At 51.7% G+C, this 20248-nt stretch carries 23 protein-coding genes; 17 read left to right on the top strand and 6 right to left on the bottom strand.

Annotated features, from left to right (window positions below):
• Positions 1 to 12 precede the first annotated feature (12 nt).
• From D6783_00995 to D6783_00965, 7 genes are all read left to right on the top strand, one after another.
• A complete protein-coding gene (locus D6783_00995; protein ID RME53778.1) occupies positions 13 to 660 on the top strand; it encodes a hypothetical protein in 648 nt (215 codons plus the stop codon).
• 71 nt (positions 661 to 731) lie between these two features.
• Positions 732 to 1295, top strand: coding sequence for a hypothetical protein (locus tag D6783_00990; GenBank protein ID RME53777.1), 564 nt, complete (start codon positions 732 to 734; stop codon positions 1293 to 1295).
• A 169-nt stretch (positions 1296 to 1464) separates the two neighbouring features.
• The gene (locus D6783_00985) at positions 1465 to 2136 is read left to right on the top strand and encodes a (Fe-S)-binding protein (protein ID RME53776.1); all 672 of its coding nucleotides are present in this window, start codon (positions 1465 to 1467) and stop codon (positions 2134 to 2136) included.
• 1 nt (position 2137) lies between these two features.
• Entirely contained in the window at positions 2138 to 3307 is a 1170-nt protein-coding gene (locus D6783_00980) for an FAD-binding oxidoreductase (protein ID RME53775.1), read from the top strand.
• Positions 3307 to 3624, top strand: a complete 318-nt coding sequence (locus tag D6783_00975; protein RME53774.1) for a hypothetical protein — start codon at positions 3307 to 3309, stop codon at positions 3622 to 3624. The genes D6783_00980 and D6783_00975 overlap by 1 nt, the downstream gene beginning before the upstream one ends.
• Before the next feature lie 160 nt (positions 3625 to 3784).
• Positions 3785 to 4576: a hypothetical protein gene (locus D6783_00970; GenBank protein RME53773.1), complete on the top strand. Its 792-nt coding sequence runs from the start codon at positions 3785 to 3787 to the stop codon at positions 4574 to 4576.
• Positions 4577 to 4758: 182 nt separating this feature from the next.
• Positions 4759 to 5457 carry a hypothetical protein gene (locus tag D6783_00965; GenBank protein RME53772.1) on the top strand — a complete coding sequence of 233 codons (699 nt, stop codon included), beginning with the start codon at positions 4759 to 4761 and terminating at the stop codon, positions 5455 to 5457.
• A 74-nt stretch (positions 5458 to 5531) separates the two neighbouring features.
• Here the strand turns inward: D6783_00965 and D6783_00960 are convergent, their stop codons facing one another.
• Positions 5532 to 5801 (bottom strand): hypothetical protein, encoded by a 270-nt coding sequence (locus D6783_00960; GenBank protein ID RME53771.1) that lies wholly within the window; start codon positions 5799 to 5801, stop codon positions 5532 to 5534.
• Between the two features lie 32 nt (positions 5802 to 5833).
• On the opposite strand from D6783_00960, the gene D6783_00955 reads away from it, so the two are divergent.
• Positions 5834 to 6265 (top strand): hypothetical protein, encoded by a 432-nt coding sequence (locus D6783_00955; protein RME53770.1) that lies wholly within the window; start codon positions 5834 to 5836, stop codon positions 6263 to 6265.
• A gap of 110 nt (positions 6266 to 6375) precedes the next feature.
• The gene (locus tag D6783_00950) at positions 6376 to 8751 is read left to right on the top strand and encodes a DEAD/DEAH box helicase (protein RME53769.1); all 2376 of its coding nucleotides are present in this window, start codon (positions 6376 to 6378) and stop codon (positions 8749 to 8751) included.
• Between the two features lie 94 nt (positions 8752 to 8845).
• On the opposite strand, the gene D6783_00945 is transcribed toward D6783_00950, so the two are convergent.
• Positions 8846 to 9091, bottom strand: a complete 246-nt coding sequence (locus tag D6783_00945) for an Lrp/AsnC family transcriptional regulator (protein RME53768.1) — start codon at positions 9089 to 9091, stop codon at positions 8846 to 8848.
• Between the two features lie 374 nt (positions 9092 to 9465).
• Complete coding sequence (locus tag D6783_00940) at positions 9466 to 10779, bottom strand: aminopeptidase P family protein (protein ID RME53767.1); 1314 nt, start codon at positions 10777 to 10779, stop codon at positions 9466 to 9468.
• A 27-nt stretch (positions 10780 to 10806) separates the two neighbouring features.
• Between D6783_00940 and D6783_00935 the strand changes: the two genes are divergently transcribed.
• Complete coding sequence (locus tag D6783_00935) at positions 10807 to 12381, top strand: hypothetical protein (protein ID RME53766.1); 1575 nt, start codon at positions 10807 to 10809, stop codon at positions 12379 to 12381.
• Between the two features lie 31 nt (positions 12382 to 12412).
• Here the strand turns inward: D6783_00935 and D6783_00930 are convergent, their stop codons facing one another.
• From D6783_00930 to D6783_00920, 3 genes are all read right to left on the bottom strand, one after another.
• Positions 12413 to 13312 (bottom strand): hypothetical protein, encoded by a 900-nt coding sequence (locus D6783_00930; protein RME53765.1) that lies wholly within the window; start codon positions 13310 to 13312, stop codon positions 12413 to 12415.
• A complete protein-coding gene (msrA, locus tag D6783_00925) occupies positions 13309 to 14532 on the bottom strand; it encodes a peptide-methionine (S)-S-oxide reductase (GenBank protein ID RME53764.1) in 1224 nt (407 codons plus the stop codon). Before msrA ends, D6783_00930 begins: the two co-directional genes overlap by 4 nt.
• A gap of 141 nt (positions 14533 to 14673) precedes the next feature.
• A complete protein-coding gene (locus tag D6783_00920) occupies positions 14674 to 14937 on the bottom strand; it encodes a hypothetical protein (GenBank protein ID RME53763.1) in 264 nt (87 codons plus the stop codon).
• A gap of 467 nt (positions 14938 to 15404) precedes the next feature.
• On the opposite strand from D6783_00920, the gene D6783_00915 reads away from it, so the two are divergent.
• From D6783_00915 to D6783_00885, 7 genes are all read left to right on the top strand, one after another.
• A complete protein-coding gene (locus D6783_00915; GenBank protein ID RME53762.1) occupies positions 15405 to 16397 on the top strand; it encodes a 50S ribosomal protein L3 in 993 nt (330 codons plus the stop codon).
• 74 nt (positions 16398 to 16471) lie between these two features.
• Positions 16472 to 17446: a 50S ribosomal protein L4 gene (locus D6783_00910; GenBank protein ID RME53761.1), complete on the top strand. Its 975-nt coding sequence runs from the start codon at positions 16472 to 16474 to the stop codon at positions 17444 to 17446.
• Complete coding sequence (locus D6783_00905; protein RME53760.1) at positions 17443 to 17763, top strand: 50S ribosomal protein L23; 321 nt, start codon at positions 17443 to 17445, stop codon at positions 17761 to 17763. The genes D6783_00910 and D6783_00905 overlap by 4 nt, the downstream gene beginning before the upstream one ends.
• Before the next feature lie 75 nt (positions 17764 to 17838).
• Entirely contained in the window at positions 17839 to 18588 is a 750-nt protein-coding gene (gene rpl2p, locus D6783_00900) for a 50S ribosomal protein L2 (GenBank protein ID RME53759.1), read from the top strand.
• Between the two features lie 25 nt (positions 18589 to 18613).
• On the top strand, positions 18614 to 18994 hold the full coding sequence (locus D6783_00895; GenBank protein RME53758.1) for a 30S ribosomal protein S19: 381 nt from the start codon (positions 18614 to 18616) through the stop codon (positions 18992 to 18994).
• Positions 18995 to 19135: 141 nt separating this feature from the next.
• Positions 19136 to 19747 (top strand): 50S ribosomal protein L22, encoded by a 612-nt coding sequence (rplV, locus tag D6783_00890; GenBank protein RME53757.1) that lies wholly within the window; start codon positions 19136 to 19138, stop codon positions 19745 to 19747.
• The coding region (locus D6783_00885) for a 30S ribosomal protein S3 (protein ID RME53756.1) at positions 19744 to 20248 on the top strand (505 nt) is incomplete at its 3' end. The genes rplV and D6783_00885, both read left to right, overlap by 4 nt.

Genomic DNA, 20248 nt, shown 5'->3' with positions numbered 1-20248 from the left:
GATATTGCGAATGTGCCGCGTTCTCGTTCGTATGATGTGTTGGAGAGTTTGGAGAAGAAGGGCTTTGTGATTATGAAAATAGGAAAGCCCATCAAGTACCTCGCTATTCCTCCTGAAGAAGTGCTCGAGCGGGTGAAAAAGCGAATCAGGAAAGAAGCGGAAGAACGAGTGAATGTTGTTGAAAGCATTAAGGATTCTGATGTGCTGAATGAGCTTGTTGCCCTTCACACGCAAGGCGTCGAGAAGCTTGACCCGTCGGAATTGGCTGGCGCATTGCGCGGCCGTGAAGCGATGTACAATCATCTCGAGTCATTAATCAAAGAAGCAAAAAAAAGTGTGGTTATCATAACAACACCTGAAGGTATAGAACGGAAAATTAAGGCTTTAGGCCGTGTTTTGCGGAAAGCAAAGGCGAAGGGAGTTGAAATTTCATTCATCACTAATGAGGGTGTTGACGAGTATCTTCAAAAAACCATTGAGCGTTTTGGGAAGTTGAAAGTTAAAGAAAACATTGGCTCAAGAATGGTTTTTATCGATGATGAGCATTTGTTCTTTACTTTAACGAGCGATGAGAAAGTACACCCAGCACATGATGTTGGTGTGTGGGTTCGAACGCCGGACTTTGTGAGGTCGCTGCAAGCACTCATTAGTAGAGCTTGAGAAACCAGAAAGCAAGCAAGAATTGATACGGGGGGAAAGGCTAATAAAACAAACCTCTTTCGTCAAGAAGTATGTTTTTTGAGAAGTGGCAAAGGCCGTCCGAAACAGAAAGCGCGTATTTTTCGCCAGTTATTATAGAAGAAAAAGGAGAAAATAGTTTTCTTTCGTACACTCTCTTGGAGAAACGTTTTCCTCATAGCTTGATGATGCTTAATCGTGTTAACCTTAATCGTTTTAACTCTTATTCTGCTTATGTTTTTTGTCGGAACGCTTTTGAGCTTGGTTTGTTAGCTGCAGGGGTGTATAGTTCCGGTCATTTCGTCGCCCCGCTCGAGGACACTGCCAATTTCGATACCAACCTAACCAACAATAACGACGCAACTGATAACAACCTAACGAACGATAATAACTCTGCTAAAGAAGCGCTCGAGCAAAAGCTTCGTTCTTCACACCATCATCAATCACCAAGAGGACCTAGTGTGGTTGTGAAACCTTTTTCTCAAAGAACGGCTTCTTCTATGAGAGAGGATTTTTATCAAGAATCCGACAGGGAATATGAGCAAGCCTACAGGGAATATAAGCAAGCGTTCGGCGAGGGTGTTGCTGCGTGTGGTGGCTTCCACCCATTTTATTAGGTGAAAAATAACAAAAAACCCCCACCACGCTCTTGCACTCGTGGTGTGCGTCTTCTTCCACACACTCAAGAACGACCACCCGCCAACGCGAGCTTCCAAATACGAGGGTTCTCCGCTCGTAGTTCTTATTTCCACAATGTTTATTAACCACTAAAGAATTAATACTTTCATGGTGTGGTTGAAGAGCTTTTTGAAACAGAAGAGTTGGTGGTATTTTCCGGGAGCGTTAAGCGTGGCAAAGGAGAAGCATCTTGTTGAAAACTATAAAATGTTGTTTTCTGACCTCGGCGTCCAGTTCAGCATCTTCCCTGAAATAACGTGGTCGGGAGTGCACGCTCTCTACGCGGGGTATAAAGAGGACTTTGAGGATGTGAAACGTAAGAATTTTGAAATTTTGGAGAACAAACACGTTCAAAGGGTTGTGAGCAATGATCCTCATGAAAGTTTTGTGCTTCATCACGAGTACGGCTTGGAAGTCACCCCTGCAGTTTCCTTGCTTGAGCGTCACCATCATAAACTCGTCGGGCGCGGATCAGGAAAGGCTCAATACATCCCTTGCAACATCTTACACAACAAATTCAACGTGGAAAAGGCGCTGAGACGGGTTTTGGAACGATCAGGGTATGTTGTCGTGAAGAAGCCAGTCAAGCCCATTCCTTGCGACCCTGTTTTTTTCCAGAATTTTCCTCGCCTCACAAAAGTGGTGGTTGAGCGCGTCCTGGAGGGGGTTGCCGAGCCTGTCCTCATAACGGGCTGTCCTCACTGTTACCATCTTTTAAAGACGTTTGCGGGAGAGGGGTTTACTATTGTTGAGTTGAGCGAGGTTTTTGTTGAGGTGTAGGATGAAAAAGGCACTTGAAGGTATAGTGACGCCAGTCCACGTTTCAGAGGATGAGGTGGATCTTCTTGCGCACAGCTACGACGCGTCAGGCTTGCATCTCATGCCGGGTGTGGTTGTGTGGCCTGGGAGTGTGGATGAGCTGAGAAAGGTGATTGTGCGCTTGCACACGGCAAAATTTCCTATGGTGGTGAGGGGTTTTGGGACAAACACCGTAGGTTCGAGCATTGCGAGGGGCGCCGCGGTTATTTCTTTGCAAAGGTTGCGGGCTATTTTGCGTTTCGATCAAAAAAACAACACCGTGACGGTGCAGGCCGGGTGTTCGCTTGCGGAGTTGAATGCGTTCTTGAAAAAATTTGGAATGGAGTTTCCAGTCGCGCCATTTCACGATCATCATACTATTGGGGGGTTGTTGGGGATGAACGTTCTCGGCGCGTATAGTTATGGTTTTGGAAGAGTAGCGGACTGGGTTGAGCAAGTTGAGTTTTTTGATGCGTCAGGAAAGTATTACGAAACAAAAGATGTTACGAAAATTGTGGGGAGTGAAGGTTGTGTTGGTGTAATAGTGCAGGCGACGCTGAAAGTGAGGAAAATCTTTTCTCCCACTTCCTTTAGCATTTTCGCCACGTCGGAATTGCATGATTTGCTTCGGGAGGCGGAGAGGTTGAAACGAGATCAAGACGTGGTTCGTTTAGATTTTTTCGACGAGGAGACTGGGAGGATTGCGGGTTACAAGAAGGGTTATGTTCTAGTGGCTTTTTTCGCAAGTCATAAAGGAGTGTTTCAGGACAAGGACCGTGTTTTCGAACACGAAAAAAAGCTGGTTGAAGTTGATGCAGCCTTAAGCAAAAAAGGCTACATTTGGCGAGAAGACGTGCACGTGCCGTTCAACCGCGTGTTCGACCTTGTTTTTTGGGCCGAAAAGAAAAAAATACCAATTTTTGGGTCGCTAGGGCTGAATGCCTTCTTCCCAATGGTGAAGACGCAAAAAGAAGGGCTTGAAATACAAAAAAAAGCCAAGGAATTCGGAGGGAGAGTGGGATTTGTTGGTGGCGTCGGGCGGAAGAGAAAGGCGCTTGCGGGTAAAGAAGTAAAGGAAAAGATAAAAAGACTGAAAGACCAGTATGATTATTATAATTTGCTCAACCCCGGTTGTGTGCTTGATTATCGGTGATGAACGTGGCGCTTAACAAATGTTCGTTGTGCGGGCTTTGTAATAAAGACAGTGTTCTCTTTCAGGCAGTGGGGAGGGAAAGTGTCGCTCCTCGTTTTGCGGCGTTTTTATTGCTTCAAGGAAAAGAAGACGCTGCTCTTTTTCGCTACGTTCTTGACGGTTCTGCCAAGAAAGCATGCCCGGCAGGGGTGGATCTTGATGCGTTTGTCATTCGTGGAAGAAATAAACTGGTTGAGCGTGGTGTGGAGACGAAGGCAAATCGGCGAATGATAAGTGCTGCGAGGCTGTACGGGACTCCGTACGTTGAAGAAGAGTAGCATGGTTGATTTTTTTTGGTTGCTTGTTTTGTTTTTGCCCGGGCGTGGGTTGTCATGTTTGTTAACTGAAGGAAGGGTGCTTGTTGTTCTCTGCGTTAACAGAACGTTGATTGGTAATGCTCATGGTTGGTAATGCTTATAAGTATCGCCATGGTTCGTCATGGTGTTGTTGTTTGAGACGAGGTGTGGTTTCATGGCTGGTTGTGTAGTGCTCGTTGGAACTTCTCATGTTGCAAAGCAGTCGTTGCGCGATATTAGAGGTGCTTTGGATGAGTGGAGCCCGGTTGTTGTTGCTGTGGAGTTGGATAAGGCCAGGCTTGCGGGGCTTTTGCACGGGGGACGAAGAGCGTCTTCTTGGTCGGTACTCCGCTCCGTCGGCGTTGCGGGCTTCTTGTTCGCTTTCATCGGCGGCTTCATTCAGAGGAGGCTCGGCAAAGCCACGGGTGTTTTGCCAGGATCTGAAATGCTCTTCGCGGTTGAGGAGGCGAAGAGGAGGGGGTTGCGCGTTGCGCTCATTGACCGCGATGTGCAAGTAACGCTGAGGCGGGTGAGTGTGTTGTTTTCTTGGCGTGAGCGGGGCCGTTTTGTTCTTGACATTATCAAAGCGCCGTTTATGCAAAAAAAAGAGATGATTGACTTAAGGTCAGTGCCGGATGATGCGTTTGTCAAACAAGCAATACTGCTCTTGGAGAAGCGGTACCCTGGTCTGTTCAAGGCGCTGGTTGAAGAGCGAAATACGTTGATGGCTGCTCGCCTGGCGAGGCTTGCGGCGACGTTTTCCGGGACGGTTCTGGGCGTTGTGGGTGCAGGTCACGTGGATGGTGTTGCAGCGCTGCTTGCAAACAAAGCATTTTCTGAGCGTTTCGCTCAAGGTGAACGCGTCGAGGTGGTGAAGTACAAGCGTCAGAAAAGCAAGAGAAAGCGCGAGGCGAAACAAAGAGGCAGTACTTAAGGCTGTGTGCGGGGGAAAGCAATATAAATGCAAACGCTTTGGATGGCACAGGGTGTTGTTATGCTGAGTCAAGTTGAGCGGGGTTGATGATGAGGTCGGCAGTATTTCACGTCCGAAAGTATCTGGCCTTTACGCCGAGCGAGTTGCGGGGGGTGGTGTTAACTGCGCTGTTCGCTGCGTCTTTGCTCTCCTTCAGGGTGGGGGAGCGTTTGTCTTCAGTTATTTCTCCTCCGCTTCATGCTGTTGTTTCCTTTCTCATACTTCTTGTTCTTTTGTTCGTTGTGGCTTTGGTGCAAAAACTTGTTGCGCTTCGGCTGGGGTACGTCGCTTCCTATCGTTTTTTTCCCGGGGGCGTGTTGTTCGGCTTTCTTGTTTTTTTCCTCTCTTTTGGTGCCATTCCGTTGTTTTTTCCAGGATACTTGGTCTTTGAGCCAATCCCTTCTTTAAGAATGGGTGTTTTTCGGCCCGGCGTGAAAAACTGGGAGTTGGCACTGGTAGGGGTTTCTAGTGTTGTTTTCGGCGCCGTTCTTGTTGCTTTTGTTCTCGGGCCGTTGAGTCTTCTTAGCGGGGGTGTTGGTGTTTTTTTCCACGAGGTGATGGTGTACGTGCTTGCCTTAATGGTGTTCTCACTCATTCCTGTGCCTTTTTTTTCTCTTGCCCGTTTTTTTCTCATTCGCAGAAGAGAGCCGGCAGGTATTGAAGAAGGAACGATCGGGTTTTCCCTGCTGTACGCGAGCAGGACTCCTTACGTTTTTGTTCTCGTGGCAACACTTGCTTTTGCAGTGCTTGCCTTATTGGCAAAGGTAGTCTCTTTGCTCTTGGCCATACTCATCGGCCTCGGAGGGGTGTACGTGTATAAGCGGTTTTTAGAGGCGGCGTAATGTTGTACGTGTACCGTTCAGGAGTGTTGTGTTTGTAGCCGTTCTTTTTGTGCAAGCTCAATCAGGACTTTTTTTTAGATGAGGGACGCGAGGCCTTTGATGATGAGGTGAATGCCAGCAATGAGGCTTAGGAGGGGCATGTTGAAGAAGATGAAGATGAGCAGGAGGAAGCCGATGAAGATGTCAAGCCAGCTTGTGAGGCTTTGCCAGAACGCGCCACCTTTGACGATGAGGTAGAGTGCTGTGATGGTGACGAGCCTGACGTGAAGGGAGTACCTTCCTTCTAGTATGGTGATGAATCCTGCAGCGACGTCGAGGAGGCCGAGGAGCTTGACGAGGACCATAGTGCGGACTGGCGAGTATTTTTTTTAGTTTCGTGGTTGGCGTGAGGAAAGGGGGTTTTCGCTTCTTTTTGTTTCTTTCTTCTTTTCCACTCCAAAACCTTCATGAGTGTGGTGCTAGTTCGGCCTTCACACAGGCGCTTGACGGAGGTGTTATGCGTTGTTCTCGTCGAGGAATTCCGAAAGTTTTAAATAGCCGTGTTGTGAGGAAGAAGAAAAAAGACAGGGGTGATTATTGTATGGCTGAAAAAGTTGCAAAAGTTGGTGTTAAAAAAGAATACGGCTATCTTTACTTTGTGGATAAGCAAGGGGACGTTTCTCGCGTGAAGATGGCTCGCGGCGGGAAGAAAAGCAGAGCAAAGCCGCAAAAAGTTGCAAAAGTTGGTGTTAAAAAGGAAGACGGGTACTTGTACTTCGTGGACAAGCGCGGTGATGTTTCTCGGGCAAAGATGGCTCGAGGGCGCTAACGCGTCTCGTCCTGTCTGTCTGCTCGGCGCCGATCTCAGAAGGGATGTGAGGCATTTCTGAGCAAGGCGTTACTTCTTTTTCTCTCGCTTTTTTTTTTGTTCTCACAGCAATGCTTGGTGCCACAGGCCTTCCCGAACGGTTCTTTTTTTTGCGCGTTTGCGGTTTGCAAGGCTGGCGGTGGCGGTTGGGGCTTCACTGGACACAGGGTCTAAAGAGTTATAAAGCGGCAGCGTGTTTCTTTTTGATGAACATGCTCCTCAAAGATTTTTCTGCGCGCCTCTATCAAGAAACCATTCTCGCAACGTGCACGTTGCACAACACATTGGTTGTCCTCCCAACAGGGCTTGGCAAGACGGGCGTTGCTTTGCTTCTTGCTGCACACCGGCTTGAGAATTATCCCGACTCCAAGGTGGTTTTTTTGGCTCCGACCAAGCCCCTAGTACAGCAGCACGTGGAGACGTTTCGGAGGCACTTGTTGCACGGAGAGGAGTTGTGCGTCCTTTTCACTGGAACGGTGACTCCATCGAAGCGGGCAGAGTTGTGGAAGTCGGCAAAGGTGGTAGTGAGCACGCCGCAAGGCCTCGAGAATGATTTGGTGTCGCGTAAAGTGTCTCTGAAGAACGTTTCCTTGCTCATCTTTGATGAGGCGCATCGCGCGAGGGGGGACTACGCATACACCTTCATTGCCAAGCGGTATCGGGCGGAGGCTGAGCACGAACGCATACTCGGACTGACTGCTTCTCCTGGGGATTCTGTCGAGGCGATTAAAGAGGTGGTTAAGAACTTGTTCATTGAAGAAGTGGAGGTGCGAACGCCGCAAGATCCTGACGTGAAGCCGTACGTTCAGGAGCGGGAGGTAAAGGTCGTGAAGGTTGAGTTTCCCCGCTCGTTCGGGGAGGTGAGAAAGCATTTGCGCGAGGGCGTTGCTGAAAAGTTGCGTGAAGTGAAGGAGTTGGGGGTTGTGCAAAGGGTTTCATCGAACATGACCAAGAAGCAGTTACTTGACGTGTCGCGCTCGCTCTTTGCCCGCATGAGCAAGGGGGAGAAAAGCCGGGAGTTGATGCGTTCAGTGAGTTTGCTCGCGGAGGCGATTAAGTTCGAGCACTGTATTGAATTGTTGGAAACGCAAGGCGTGCGAGCGCTTTACACGTACATGCGGGAAGCTCAAGAGAAGAGTTCCACTTCCAAAACGAAGGCGGTACAAAATCTTGTTCGTAGTTTGCATTTTCGCTCGGCACTTGTCCTCGCTGAGCGGTTGGTGAATGAAGGGGTTCTTGACCCAAAATTTGTTGCGCTGCAGAAGGCGTTGAAAGAGAAGAAAGGTAAGAAGGGGATTATTTTTACACAGTATCGAGATCAGGCAAAGCGTATTTGCGGTTTGCTTGGCGAGCTGGGCGTTGCACACAAGCTTTTTGTAGGGCAGGCGAAGACGCGCGAAACTGGGCTGTCGCAAAAGGAGCAAAAAGAAATAATTGAGGCGTTTCACGAAGGCGTGTTCGACGTTCTCGTGGCGACGAGTGTTGCTGAAGAAGGGTTAGACATTCCTGAAGTGGATTTCGTGTTTTTTTATGAGCCCATTCCTTCTTCTATTCGGACAGTGCAAAGAAGGGGGAGGACAGGGAGGCATGCCAGAGGCGAAGTTGTGGTGTTTGTTGTGAAGGGAACCAGGGATGAGGCGTATCATTGGGTTGCGCATCACAAGGAGAAGCGCATGCACCGCGTGCTAAAGGAGGTGGGGAAGGTGTTGAAGACTGCTTCGCGGGATCGGCCGTTGTCTAATTTTGTCAAGGGCGATGTGGTTGTCAGTATTTACGCTGATCATCGCGAGCGCGGTAGCGGGGTTTTGCGTGAACTGGCAGGGCTTGGCGTGAAGGTCGAGCTGAAGAGCTTGGACATTGGTGATTTTTTGCTTAGCGACCGTGTCGTTGTTGAGCGTAAGGAAGTTCGTGATTTTGTTGATTCTTTAATTGATGGCAGGCTGCTCTCTCAAGCAAAAGACTTGAAGCGCTATGCAAGGCCCATTATTGTTATTGAGGGTGAGGGAGATGTTTTTAGTCAGCGCAATGTTCACCCCAATGCTATTCGTGGAGCGCTCGCGGCGCTAGCGATTGACTTTGGCATTACTTTGTTGCAGACGAAGTCTCCTGCTGAGACGGCTCAGCTCTTGGTGGCGATGGCTCGTCGCGAGCAAGAATTCCAAGGGCGTTCCCCCCGCCTCATTGCTGGCAAGCCAACTTCGCTTGCTGAATTGCAAGAGTTCATCGTTGGTGCGCTGCCCGGGATTGGAGTAAAGCTTGCCAGGCCACTTCTTGAGCGTTTTGGTTCGGTGAGGGGGGTGATGAATGCTTCTGAGAACGAGCTGCGTGCTGTTCCACTCATCGGAACTGCGAAGGCGAAGAGAATAGAGGATGTGCTAGGCGCGCCGTATCGGTCGTCTCAAGAAAGCGAAGGGGAGCGCACGCTGAAGGATGAGAAGGTATCGTAGTGCGACCTGTGAAGGCGAGTGATGGTTGCGGGAGAGGATGCCGGCGCGAAAAGGCCGGTCTTGCCCTTGCTTTTTTTTGCGTGAGTGGCGGTTGCTATTCAAATTCAGATGTGTCGTTGCAAAGAAGTGTTGTTGTTTCTTTAATGCCTTCCGTGATTTGAAGCTTGTTTTGGATGAATTCTTTTAGGGAAGCGAGGTCCGGAACCGCGACTTTTGCAATGATGTCCCACTCGCCGAGGACTTCGTGGAGCTCTTCTACTTCTTCGTGGTTTTTGAGTGCCACTTCGCAGATGCGCAGTTTGCCGTGCCTGGCCTTAATGAGGATGTAGGCGATGATCATGTGAGGGGAAAGGGAGTGCACCTATTTAAAAGTGTTGTCATGGTCGGTGATAATTGACGACGTAGCTGAGGCTGAGAAAGATCATGAGGAGGATGCCTGCAATTCCGAAGTAGGCGCCTCGAGAGCCAAAGAGGGTGTAGAGAAGGAAGAGAAGTACGCCGCCAAGGAACGTGATGAATGCGAGGGTGAATAAGGTGGTGAGGGGTTTTGCCATTGTGCCGTTATTGGTGTTGGTATCGTGCTTGCCTTCCTCCTGCAGGGGTTGCGTTCTTTAAAGCGTGTTTTTAAAGAGTGTTTTTTTTTGTTGAAATATATTTTTTCTGTTTTTTTTGTAATGCTCTTTGTTTTTCTTTTTTGTGAAGAGAGGTTTTTGTTCAAAAGGTTTTCGAAGCAAGCGTGTTGCCGGGTAGTCTTTGAAGCGTGGTAGGGGTGTTTGTGAGGTTGACGGCTCCGTTCTTTGTAACAAGGAAGGTGTTTTCAATTCGTACGCCCCCGCTGGCGTGGTAGTAGAGCCCAGGCTCGACGGTGACGACGTTGCCTTCACTGAGACGTTCGTTGCTGCGAGGGGAGATGAAGGGGGCTTCGTGCAGGTCAAGGCCGACGCCGTGGCCTGTGCTGTGGATGAATCCTTGGGTTTTGCTTGTGGCAAATCCTTCTTGTTCCAGTACTGTTCTCACGGCGGCGTCGATAGCTCGCGTCGGTGTTCCTGGTTTGAGCATTGCTACCCCTTGCTGATACGCGCGTAGCACTGCGCGGTGCATGGCCACGAGTTGCGGGCTGGGCGTTCCGTACACGACAGTCCTGGTGGTGTCTGCCCAATATTTTGTTTTGCTGTGGCGGGGGTAGACGTCAATGATGATGGGCTCGTTGGGCTTGAGCGGGCCGCTTCCTTCATGGTGGGGGTGGGAGGTGTCGCTTCCGCAACTGACGATGATGCTCGTCGCGTAGCATCCTAGAGAGAAGAGCGTGGAGCGAATGTTGCGCTTGATGTCTTCGCTGGTCAACGTGCTTCCTTTCAACTGAAGAACGCCTCTTCTTATTTTTGCGTTGGCGATGGTTCGTGTCGCGTTTTGTATTGCTTGCCGTGCTGCTTTGCCCGCGTGGCGCATAGCGGCGATCTCCTCCCTGTTTTTTTTGCTTCGTTCGGGGAAGAGGTGTCGTGCAAGGCCGACGCGCACGTGTGCGTTGGCAAGCGTGAGGTATACCATCGCCGGGGCGTCGTGCTGGATGGTGACTGAGCGGATGCGGAGGCGCTGCAGAAGGCGGAGCGCGGTGGTTTCAAGCGGTTCTGGTGAAGGGGAGACGTCGTCAGTGCACAGAACGCGTATGTTGTTCGGCGCGCTTTTTTTGACGCGTTCGAATTCGAGGCGGGGAACGGCAAGGTATGTTCGCTGTCTTGTGTGTAGAAGCAGAGCCCTGCTCGGTATGGGGGTTTTGGCGAGGTAGAGGAGGTCTGTGTTCGTTTCGGTTGAGCCAATGACGAGGCGGTTCGTGTTTTTGCTTGCGCGGCGCAAAATAGCAGGAGTTTTTGTTGAGAGGGGCATAGGGGACAAATCAGGGTTGTATACTGGTGTTTTCTTGGATGGCGGGTTTAGCGAATCGCGCCGTTCAGACGTCACCAAAAGGCTTTTTTTTGGGTTCAAAACCGCCTTTTTTTGTGAGGCGGTCTTGAAAAAGGAGGTAAGCATTTATAATTCTTTCATTTTCCTGGGTGTATGCACATTAGTACGACGCTTTCATATTACAAGCGGGACGATGTTCGTGAAGCGTTGGTGCACCACGCACAGGATAGGGAAGTGGGCGTTCGTTTTGGCGACGGGTTTGGGAAGAGGCCGGACGCGTTGTTTTATCCTGCAGACGTGTTGGCCCTGGCAGTGAAGCGGGCAACGTCCTTTCATTGTTCTGAAGAACGTTGGCGTAACCCTTTGCAGATCCGGACGGGAATGTCCAAGCGCGAGCTTGATGCGCTGAGGATTGGCTGGGACTTCGTGGTGGACATCGATGCGAAGTCGTGGGAGCTTGCTAAGCTTTCGGCCTTTCTTATAATGGAGGCGCTCGCGTTGGAGGGTGTTTCTTCTCTTTCTTGCAAGTTTTCTGGGAATAAGGGATTTCATGTCGGCGTGCCGTTTGAAGCGTTTCCGCAGAACGTGCAGCGCGTCCCGACAAGCAGTCTTTTTCCTGAAGCCCCGCGTCGCGTGACGGCGTTTTTGTTGGACGTAGTCAGTGCTCGTTTGACGAGGGAGGAGGGGAGTGATGTGGTCTTTGCGGGCAAGCTGCGGTATAGTAAGGTTGAGCTTTCTCGTCTGATGGGTGCTCCGATTGAGTCGTTCGTGGTGGAGCGGTGCGCGTCTTGCTTGGACAAGTTGATGAGGAGGGGGGAGCAGTGGGATTACGTGTGTCCTTCGTGTGGAGGGAGCGTGCGTCTTCGGCAAAAGTCTGATAGGGTGGTGTGTGAAACGTGCAATGAGGTGATGGCGCGTTTTGCTGCGCCACGTTCTCCTTGTTCTTGTGGAAAGGGTGACGCGATAAAGACTGTTGATGTTGATGCGTTGTTGCAGGTGGATGCGCTTGTGGTTTCTTCTCGCCACTTGTTTCGTATGCCCTATTCGCTTCACGAGAAGTCCGGCTTGGTTTCCTTGCCTATTGACCCGAAGGAGGTTCTCGTTTTCGAGAGGGATCGCGCGCGGCCGGAGGCCGTCGAAACGACGAGAGTGTTCCTTGATAAGGACCGCGCAGTGCGTGGGGAAGCGGCCGATCTCCTTGCCCGTGCATTTGACTTCGCAGCGGCGCGGAGTCAATTGGAAGAAGAGAGCGGTTCCCGCGTGGCGAGGCGCTTTGATTTGCCTGAAGACGCGATAGGGGAGGAGTTTTTTCCTCCGTGCATCGCTGCTTTGCTTGCGGGGGTGCAGGATGGGCGGAAGCGAGCGTTGTTTGCCTTGACGAATTTTTTGCGCGGGGCGGGGTGGTCGCTGGAGGAGGTTGAGGAGCGTTTGCGCGTGTGGAACGGGAAGAATGCTGAGCCGCTTCGCGAGGTGCTGCTGAAAGGTCACTTGCGCTATCATCAGCGGCGAGAAGTGGTTCCTCCGCCAAGTTGCCGATCGTTTTACGAGGATTTGGGAGTGTGCAAGCCTGACGCTCTTTGTGCACGGGTGAAGAACCCGCTTGCGTATGCAAAGAAAAAGGCAGGCAGTTTTTCTTCAGGGTCGAGAAAGCGGCGGGGCCGTTCTTCTCAGTTGGGCTCGGCTGAGAGCGTGAGCGGGCCGAAGAACAAGGAAGCGGAGCGCCGATAGTGTGTGGCTTTCGTGCTTCTCCTCGTGCTGTTCACGATGTGTTCTTGTTCTTCAGTTTCTTTTTCCGTTGCCGGAGTGTTTTGGTGTGGCGTTGTTGCCAGGCAGCTATTGCTTGCTTGATGGCCTCTATGTGTGCTTGTCCTTCCTTGATGCCTTCCTCGATGAATTCGTTTTTGTAGAATCGGTAGGTGTCAAAGAGGTTGTTTTTTTGGATTCGGATGAGGATGGTGTACGGGTCTTGCCCGATTTTGAGTTTGGTCATTTCTGTTCTGATGATCTCGTAGGATCTGGCGAGGGTGGTGAAGAGGTTTGGTTTTGAAATGGGTGTTGCCGTACGCATGGTGTGGTCGATGGCGATGACGATGTCTGCACCCATTGCTTTAATCGTGCTGACGGGTGTTGGGTTGATGAGTCCTCCGTCGAGGTAGAGTGTGTTGTTGTATGCGTGCGGCGGAAAGATTCCGGGGAGGCTGATGCTGGCGCGGATGGCTTGGTTGACGCTGCCTGTTTTGAGCCAGACTTCTTTTCCTTCGAGCATGTCGGTCGCGACGATCCAGAGCGGGATGGTGAGGTTGTCGAAGTCGTGGTCTCCGAGGAGCGTTGCGAGGTAGCGTTCTACTTTTTTGCCCGCGAAGAGGGCTCTGTTGGGTTTGGAGAAGTCGATAAGTTTGAGGAGTTCGTGTTTGGAGATGCGGTGGAGCGCGTCTTCGAATCCGTCAATTGAGCCGTGAATGGCGAGGTAGGCTCCAACGATGGCGCCGGCGCTGACGCCGGCAATGGCGTGAATGGGGATGTTGTGTTCTTGGAGGACTTGGATCACGCCGACTTGCGAGATGCCTTTGGCACCGCCGGAGCCAAGGGCGAGGCCGATGCGCGGTTCTTTGCGGGTGCTCGGCTCGGAGCGTGTTCGTTTTGTTTTTTTCGTTTTCATGCTTGTTCTCGGTTGGGTTGTGTCGTCTTGGTTGTTGCGGTCTTGTTTGTTGTGAAGAGGGAAAGGTATGTGGTATAGCCTTCTTCTTTTAGTTTTTCTTTGGGTATGAAGCGGAGCGCGGCGCTGTTTATGCAGTAGCGCTTGCCAGTGGGTGCCGGGCCGTCGTTGAAGACGTGGCCGAGGTGGCTGTTTGCGAGTTTGCTGCGCACCTCTGTTCGGGGGAGGAGGAGTTTAAAGTCTTTTCGTGTAGTGATTGCGTCTTCGTGGATGGGTTTGGTGAAGCTCGGCCATCCTGTGCCGGAGTCGAATTTGTCCGTTGAGCTAAAGAGTGGCTCTCCTGAGACGATGTCGACGTAGATGCCTTCTGCTTTGTTGTTCCAGTAGGGGTTGTTGAAGGCGGGTTCTGTGCCGTCTTCTTGCGTGACGTGGTATTGGAGGGGGCTCAGGTGGCGGGTATCGTAGGTAGCGGGTGTTATGTTGCTTCCTTGTTTTGGTGGTGTGTTGTCAGGTTCGGCGGCGGGGGTTGTCGTGTTCTTCCATTTTTTTTGGAGGTAGTTGTCTCGTCCTGAGAAGTAGCGGTATGTTTTGTAGCGAAGCGGGTTTTTTTTGTAGTAGTCTTGATGGTATTCTTCGGCAGGGTAGAACGTGGTGTAGGGCTCGATACGGGTCGCGACGGGTTTGGTGAATCTCCCTGATGCCTGGATGGCGCTCTTGCTTTTTTGCGCTTGTTTGCGTTGCTCTTCTGTGTGGTAGAAAATGGCGGTGGCGTATTGTGCTCCTCGGTCTGCGAACTGGCCGCCAGGGTCTGTCGGGTCTATTTGGCGCCAGAACACGTCGAGGAGTTTTTCGTAAGAAACGACGGTCGGGTCGTAGGTTACTTGGATTGCTTCAACGTGGCCTGTTTTTCCTGAAGAAACATCTTTGTAGGAGGGGTTGGGTGTTGTTCCTCCCGCGAAGCCTGACGTGACGCTGATGACGCCGGGGAGGTTTTCAAAAGGAGGTTCCATGCACCAAAAGCATCCGCCCGCGAAGGTGGCGGTTGCCGTGACGCCGGCCTTCAAGGCTGTTTTGTTTGTTGTTGGTTCCACGCGTCTGTGTTGTGTTTGGTTTTTGCCAGCGAAAGCGATGAAGACGAGGAAGAGGATCCCGGAGAGGATGAGGAGTGTGAGGAAAGGCGGGGCTCGGCCGATGAGAGTGTTGTTGTGGGTGTTTTGTTGCATGGTGTTTTTGTTTTACGGTGGTTGGTTTGTTGACGTGGTTGTGTTGTGTGTTGTGATGTCGTGCGTTGAGCGTGTGTTGAGAATTTCGAGTTCGGAGAGGTTGCTTACCATACCTGTTGTAAATTAATGGTAATTTAAGCGTTATGAAAGTGTGTTATGAGTGCAGTTCTCCGTATTCTTTTTGCAATGATTGCTGAAATTGAAGAATTGACAAGGTAGAGGGGGTTTTTCGTTCTTTTTGTTGTTCCTGTTTCGGTCTTGGCTCAGCACGCGGAGCCGTGTCGAGCAGGAGGGCCGAGTTGAGTGTTTTGCTTGGCGGTATTGCATAGCTGTTTCGTCAGAAAGGCTTATAAAGAGGTTTGGGTTTCTGGTTGCTTCGCGTCTGACGCGTTTCGAAGCAATCAAGAGTGGATTCCTTCGAAAATTGGCCTGAAAAGGCGGAGTCCAGAAGAGTTTTCTTGGACGAAGCCCTCAAGAGGCCTTTAAGAAGCAAGCCTTACCCGCAGTAAGAAGTTTCGGTGCCGAAAGTTCCGAGGGAGGAGGTGCGGGGAGAGGCGCGACGAGCAGGTTTGAAGCCGTCGATCCTCACCCGTGGCTGTCCTGGAACGGCGTCATGGCTTGAGAGAGCACGAATACCGTCGTGAGCACGTATCCGTGTGGATCGGCAGATCGGCTGCACGTGGTATGTGTGGTATCTGCGTGCCGTGGCGTTTTTTGTTGTGGCGGCGGAACGTTCGTATGCGCCCTGCACGGCGCCTGTACGGTTATCGTGTGCCTGCCCTCAGCGCTTACGCGTTCAGGGGGGTTTTGGTCGGCGAGTGCCGGGCGGAGAGAAGATTGCTGGCGGGAGAGGGGCTGGAGGATAACTCCCTATGCCTAAAAAGCATCAACCACGATTCGGCAGTATGCAGGTGTGGCCGCGCAAGCGTGCAAAGCGAGCGACAGCAAGAGTGCGCTCATGGCCTGTTGAGAAATTTGCCTCTGATGCTCGGCCGTTAGGGTTTCCTGTGTACAAGGCAGGGATGACGCACGTGATGGTTACTGAGCAGAAGAAGACGTCTCACTTGAAAGGCGAGACGCTTCAAGTTCCTGTCACGGTTTTGGAGTGCCCGCCATTGAAGATTTTTGGTGTTCGCGGCTACGTTCGGGAAGGGTATGGTTTGCGCGTTGCGAAGGAAGTGCTTTTTCGAACGGACAAGTTGCTCGACCGTCGTGTCGAGGTCAAGAAGGGGGCGAGTGTAAAAGATGTTGAAGCATTGGATCCTGCGTCGTTTGCGTTCTTTACCATCCTCGTGCACACGCAGCCAAAGCTGACCGGTTTTGGCAAAAAGACGCCTGACGTGGCAGAGTTGCGTTTGGGAGGCGGGCCGGCAGAGCAGCTTGCCTACATTAAAGAACATCTCACGACGCCGTTGAGTGTCGGGGAAGTCTTCAAGGAAGGGGATGTTGTTGATGCTCATGCAGTAACGAAGGGAAAGGGCTTTCAAGGTCCGGTAAAGCGTTTTGGTATTGGTCTGAAGCATCACAAGTCGGAGAAGGGCAGGAGGGTGCCTGGATCGCTTGGTCCTTGGAGCGGGCAGGGCCATATCATGTATCGAGTGGCTCAGGCCGGCCAGACGGGTTTTCATACCAGGACGCAGTTTAACAACATCATTTACAAGATTGCTGACAATCCTGCCGATGTGAACCCGAAAGGGGGTTTTGTCGGTTATGGCTTTGTTCAGGGCCCGTACTTGCTGGTTCGGGGTTCTGTGCAAGGACCGAAGAAGCGGTTGATTACGCTTACGCATGCCCAGCGCACGATGCAAAAAAAACCTGAGCACGTCGTCGTGGCCGTGTCCGTTGAGTCACAGCAAGGGGTGTAGTGAAGGAGTGTTGTGGTTTGAGAGGTAAGGAAGGCAATTGGTGAAGAAACGTGAAGGTTGAAAAACTGACGATTATGTCAATGGCGCAGGGACGCGCCGGTGAAATTCCCTTACCCAGGCAGTTTGCAGAGCAGGTCAGGCCTGACTTGATTAGGAGGGCTGTTTTGGCTGCGCAGGCAAACGCGAGGCAGAAGTACGGCGCGTACGATCAGGCAGGGAAGCGGCACACAACTGATTTGTCCAAGCGACGCAGGCATTATCGCGGGTCGTACGGCTTTGGAATTTCGAGGACGCCGCGAAAGATTCTCAGCAGGTCCGGGACGCGGTTCGGCTGGGTGGGGGCTCTCGCTCCTAATACTGTGGGCGGTCGCAGAGCGCATCCTCCTAAGCCGGAGAAAGAGTGGGGGCAGAAGGTGAACGTTGCTGAGCGGCGAAAAGCCATTCGTTCAGCCCTCGCCGCGACTGTGGAGAAGGACGTGGTGGAAGCGAGAGGCCACCGCGTTCCTAAAGGCTTTCCTTTCGGTGTAGAAGATCGTTTTGAGCAGGTCAAAACGACGAAGGAAGCGATTGCTGTGTTGAAGAACCTCGGGTTCGGAGGTGATTTGGAGCGTTGTGTTCGTAAAACAAGGGCGGGGAAGGGCAAGTTGCGTGGCAGAAGGTATGCTGTGGCGAAGAGCGTCTTGATCGTAGTGTCCGGGCCATGTCCCTTGGTGAAGGCGGCAAGAAACATACCGGGCGTGGATGTTTGTGCTGTGCACGAACTGAATGCGCAAGTCCTCGCTCCCGGAGCTCACCCCGGGAGGTTGACGTTGTTCACGAAAAAGGCGCTTGAGCGCTTGGAAAAGGAGGGCTTGTTCCAGGGCACTGCCTCGTCTTTGAAGGCGCGACTCCTCAAGGCCCTCACGGGCGGTGCTACAACGCGTGCCGGCGATGACCCCGGGCAGCAAGAGTCGCGCTCACGTGATGCGAAGCCGAAACGTTCTGTCAAGAAACAAGGCGGGACGGCTAAGAAGCTGACGAGGGAACAAGGCGAGGTTGCAGGAGCATGAGTCAAAATCAAAAGGATGCTGGAGCGGAAGGATCGCAAGATGCTGCGGTGAAGAAAAAGAAAGAAGAAGCACGAATTCAGCATCCGCTCACGACGGAGAAGGCTATGCGGTTGATGGAGTCTGAGAACACATTGGTGTTCGTTGTTGACAAGTCATCAACGAAGCAGGCGATAAAAGAAGCAATTGAAGATTTGTTTTCCGTGAAGGTTGCGAAGGTGAACACCGTTCGTGACGCGAAAGGAAGGAAGCGCGCCTTTGTTAAATTCGCGCCTGAGGTGCAAGCAATCGATCTCGCGACAAGGCTTGGCATGATGTAGTAGTCGAGGAAGCGTGGAAAGGTTACTGTCCAAAGAGACTCCAACGAAAAAAAACCAAAACGCGGTTGAAGAAAAATGGGAAAGAGCCTCATTCAGCAAAAAAGGGGGAAGGGAAGCCCCACGTATCGCAGACCGAGCTTTCGCTTTAAAGGAGCGGTGGGCTACTTCCAGGGCGGAAAGGGCGTTGTAACTCATCTTTTGAAATGTCAGGCGCACTCTGCGCCGCTCGCCGCGGTGCAGTACGAGGATAAGTCGTATGTGCTCGTGGTCGCGTCTGAGGGGGTGAAAGTAGGTGATGAAGTGTATATTCACGAAGGCGATGGCAGCGCTCCTCTCGCTGACGCTGCTGAACAAGAAGCAATATTCAAGGCAGGAAACGTGTTGCCGCTCTCCCTCATTCCTGAAGGCGTGCCAGTCCACAGCATTGAGCTTCGCCCAGGTGACGGCGGGAAGTTTTGCCGTTCGTCTGGCTCGTCTGCTCGGATCGTGACGAAGTCAGAGGGGAAGATTATTATCGCGCTTCCGTCGAAGAAGAGAAAAGTGCTCGATGCGCGCTGCAGAGCAGTGCTTGGCGTCGCAGCGGGCGGCGGAAGGAAGGACAAGCCATTGCTGAAGGCGGGCGCCGCGTTTCACAAGGCAAGGGCAAAGAATATGAAATACCCTATCATAGGGGGCTCTTCGCAGAACGCGGTGAACCACCCGTTTGGGAATAAGCGAACGTCGAGAAAGTCGCATGCGAAGCCGGCTCCTGCGAACGCGCCGCCAGGGAGAAAAGTCGGCATGATTCGCCCCAGGAGGAGTGGAAGAAAGAGAGGAAAGCAATGAAAGCAATAGGTGCGAGTGGTGTCTAATGGCAAGAAAGGAATTTACGTACAGGGGTTTAACGTTGCAAGAGTTGCAAAAACTCTCATTTGATGAGTTTGTCAAGCTAGTGCCTTCTCGGCAGAGAAGGAGTTTGCAAAGAGGGTTGAGCGAGCAGGAGAAAAAGCTTCGGGAAAAGATTCGTAAGAGGGATAATGTGAGGACGCATCTTCGAGCAATGATTATTCTTCCCGAAATGGTGGGAAAGACAGTTCATGTTTACAACGGGAAGGAGTTTATTCCTGTCAGGATTCAAGAGGAGATGATTGGGCACCGCCTTGGCGAATTTGCCCTGACGAGAAAAACGATTAAGCACAGCGCGCCCGGTGTCGGAGCGACGAGGTCGAGCGCAGCAATTAGTGTGCGATAAAAAGGAAAGGTCATAATGAACGAGGAAGTTGTTACGAGCAAGGAAATGAGCAAGGAAAAAACCGAAAAAACCAAGAGCGGAGCGGGCCGGTCGTTGATGGCGCGGGCCGGAGAGCACGTTACGGTAAGTAGGTGGTAGGTGATGAAGAACAAGTACGCATTTCACGGAGACCTCTCGTCTTGTGCGAGGGCGCTGGGACGTGACCTGCCTGTTTCGACGAAGCAAGCGGTGGAGTTGTGCAGGTTTCTGCGTGGCAAACCCCTTTCGAAGGCGAAGGCGGCGCTCGAGCGTGTCCGTGTTCGTGAAGAGGCGGTGCCATTCACACGGTTTTCCGAAGGGGCGGGGCATAAGCCCGGCGTTGGAATGGGCAAGTTCCCGGTGAAGGCCGCCGGTGCGTTGTTGAAGTTGCTTCGCCAAGTAGAGAGCAATGCTCAGCAAAAAGGCCTGTCCTCTGAGCTCGTTGTCGTTCACGTGTGCGCACATAAGGCTGCAAGGCCGCTCAGGTATGGTCGTCATCGCGGGCGCGAGATGAAGCGCACCCATGTCGAGGTCGTGGTGAAGGAGGCGCCTGGGAAGAAAGAAAAGCCGCGCAGGCAGAAAAGCACTTCGCAAGCCGAAAAGAAGCCGGAAGGCTTGAAAGAGAAGAAGACCGGCGCTGTGCAAAAGAAGGACGATAAGAAAGAAGGGAAGGGAGCGGGTAAAGAAGCGAAAAAAGAAAGTGAAAAAAGTCAAGAAGAGTCGGTGAAGCAATGATTGAGCGTAAATTTGTCAAGCAAAACATAAGGGAGTTTCAAGTAAAGGAGTTTATTGAAGAAACGCTAAGCAGGGCAGGACTTAGCCAAGTGAAACTACAGAGAACGCCGTTGGGAGAAAAAATCATTGTTTCCGCTTCGAGGCCGGGTCTTGTCGTTGGAAGGGCCGGGGCGAACATTGCCAACTTGACAGCGCAACTCAAAAAGAGGTTTGATTTTGAAAATCCGCAAATTGAGATTGAAGAGGTCGAGAACATTTCGCTCGATGCAAACATCATTGCTGAAATGATTGTAAATTCTTTGGAGCGGTTCGGGACGAAGCGCTTCAAAGGAATCGGTCACAGAGCCATGACGGAAGTGATGAATGCAGGCGCGCTCGGTGTTGAAATCCTCATATCTGGAAAGATACCAGGGGCGAGGGCCAAGACGTGGCGCTTCTTCACCGGGCACTTAAAAAAGTGTGGCGAAGTCGCGAGGCAAGGCGTGCGCCACGCGTATAAAT

It is taken from the genome of Candidatus Woesearchaeota archaeon, from assembly GCA_003694805.1.
Taxonomy (GTDB): Archaea; Nanobdellota; Nanobdellia; order Woesearchaeales; family J110; genus J110.
The sequence above is the reverse complement of the archived record's forward strand: the minus strand, read 5'-3'. Positions and strand labels throughout refer to the sequence as shown.

Coding starts and splice junctions, on each gene's coding strand:
- D6783_00930 (RME53765.1), bottom strand. CDS start 13,312: ATGAAAACGAAAAAAACAAAACGAACACGCTCCGAGCCGAGCACCCGC.
- D6783_00940 (RME53767.1), bottom strand. CDS start 10,779: ATGCTTACCTCCTTTTTCAAGACCGCCTCACAAAAAAAGGCGGTTTTG.
- D6783_00960 (RME53771.1), bottom strand. CDS start 5,801: ATGGTCCTCGTCAAGCTCCTCGGCCTCCTCGACGTCGCTGCAGGATTC.
- rpl2p (RME53759.1), top strand. CDS start 17,839: ATGGGAAAGAGCCTCATTCAGCAAAAAAGGGGGAAGGGAAGCCCCACG.
- D6783_00945 (RME53768.1), bottom strand. CDS start 9,091: ATGATCATCGCCTACATCCTCATTAAGGCCAGGCACGGCAAACTGCGC.
- D6783_00975 (RME53774.1), top strand. CDS start 3,307: ATGAACGTGGCGCTTAACAAATGTTCGTTGTGCGGGCTTTGTAATAAA.
- D6783_00980 (RME53775.1), top strand. CDS start 2,138: ATGAAAAAGGCACTTGAAGGTATAGTGACGCCAGTCCACGTTTCAGAG.
- D6783_00910 (RME53761.1), top strand. CDS start 16,472: ATGTCAATGGCGCAGGGACGCGCCGGTGAAATTCCCTTACCCAGGCAG.
- D6783_00990 (RME53777.1), top strand. CDS start 732: ATGTTTTTTGAGAAGTGGCAAAGGCCGTCCGAAACAGAAAGCGCGTAT.
- rplV (RME53757.1), top strand. CDS start 19,136: ATGAAGAACAAGTACGCATTTCACGGAGACCTCTCGTCTTGTGCGAGG.
- D6783_00895 (RME53758.1), top strand. CDS start 18,614: ATGGCAAGAAAGGAATTTACGTACAGGGGTTTAACGTTGCAAGAGTTG.
- D6783_00905 (RME53760.1), top strand. CDS start 17,443: ATGAGTCAAAATCAAAAGGATGCTGGAGCGGAAGGATCGCAAGATGCT.
- D6783_00935 (RME53766.1), top strand. CDS start 10,807: ATGCACATTAGTACGACGCTTTCATATTACAAGCGGGACGATGTTCGT.
- D6783_00970 (RME53773.1), top strand. CDS start 3,785: ATGGTGTTGTTGTTTGAGACGAGGTGTGGTTTCATGGCTGGTTGTGTA.
- D6783_00950 (RME53769.1), top strand. CDS start 6,376: ATGCTTGGTGCCACAGGCCTTCCCGAACGGTTCTTTTTTTTGCGCGTT.
- D6783_00985 (RME53776.1), top strand. CDS start 1,465: ATGGTGTGGTTGAAGAGCTTTTTGAAACAGAAGAGTTGGTGGTATTTT.
- msrA (RME53764.1), bottom strand. CDS start 14,532: ATGCAACAAAACACCCACAACAACACTCTCATCGGCCGAGCCCCGCCT.
- D6783_00915 (RME53762.1), top strand. CDS start 15,405: ATGCCTAAAAAGCATCAACCACGATTCGGCAGTATGCAGGTGTGGCCG.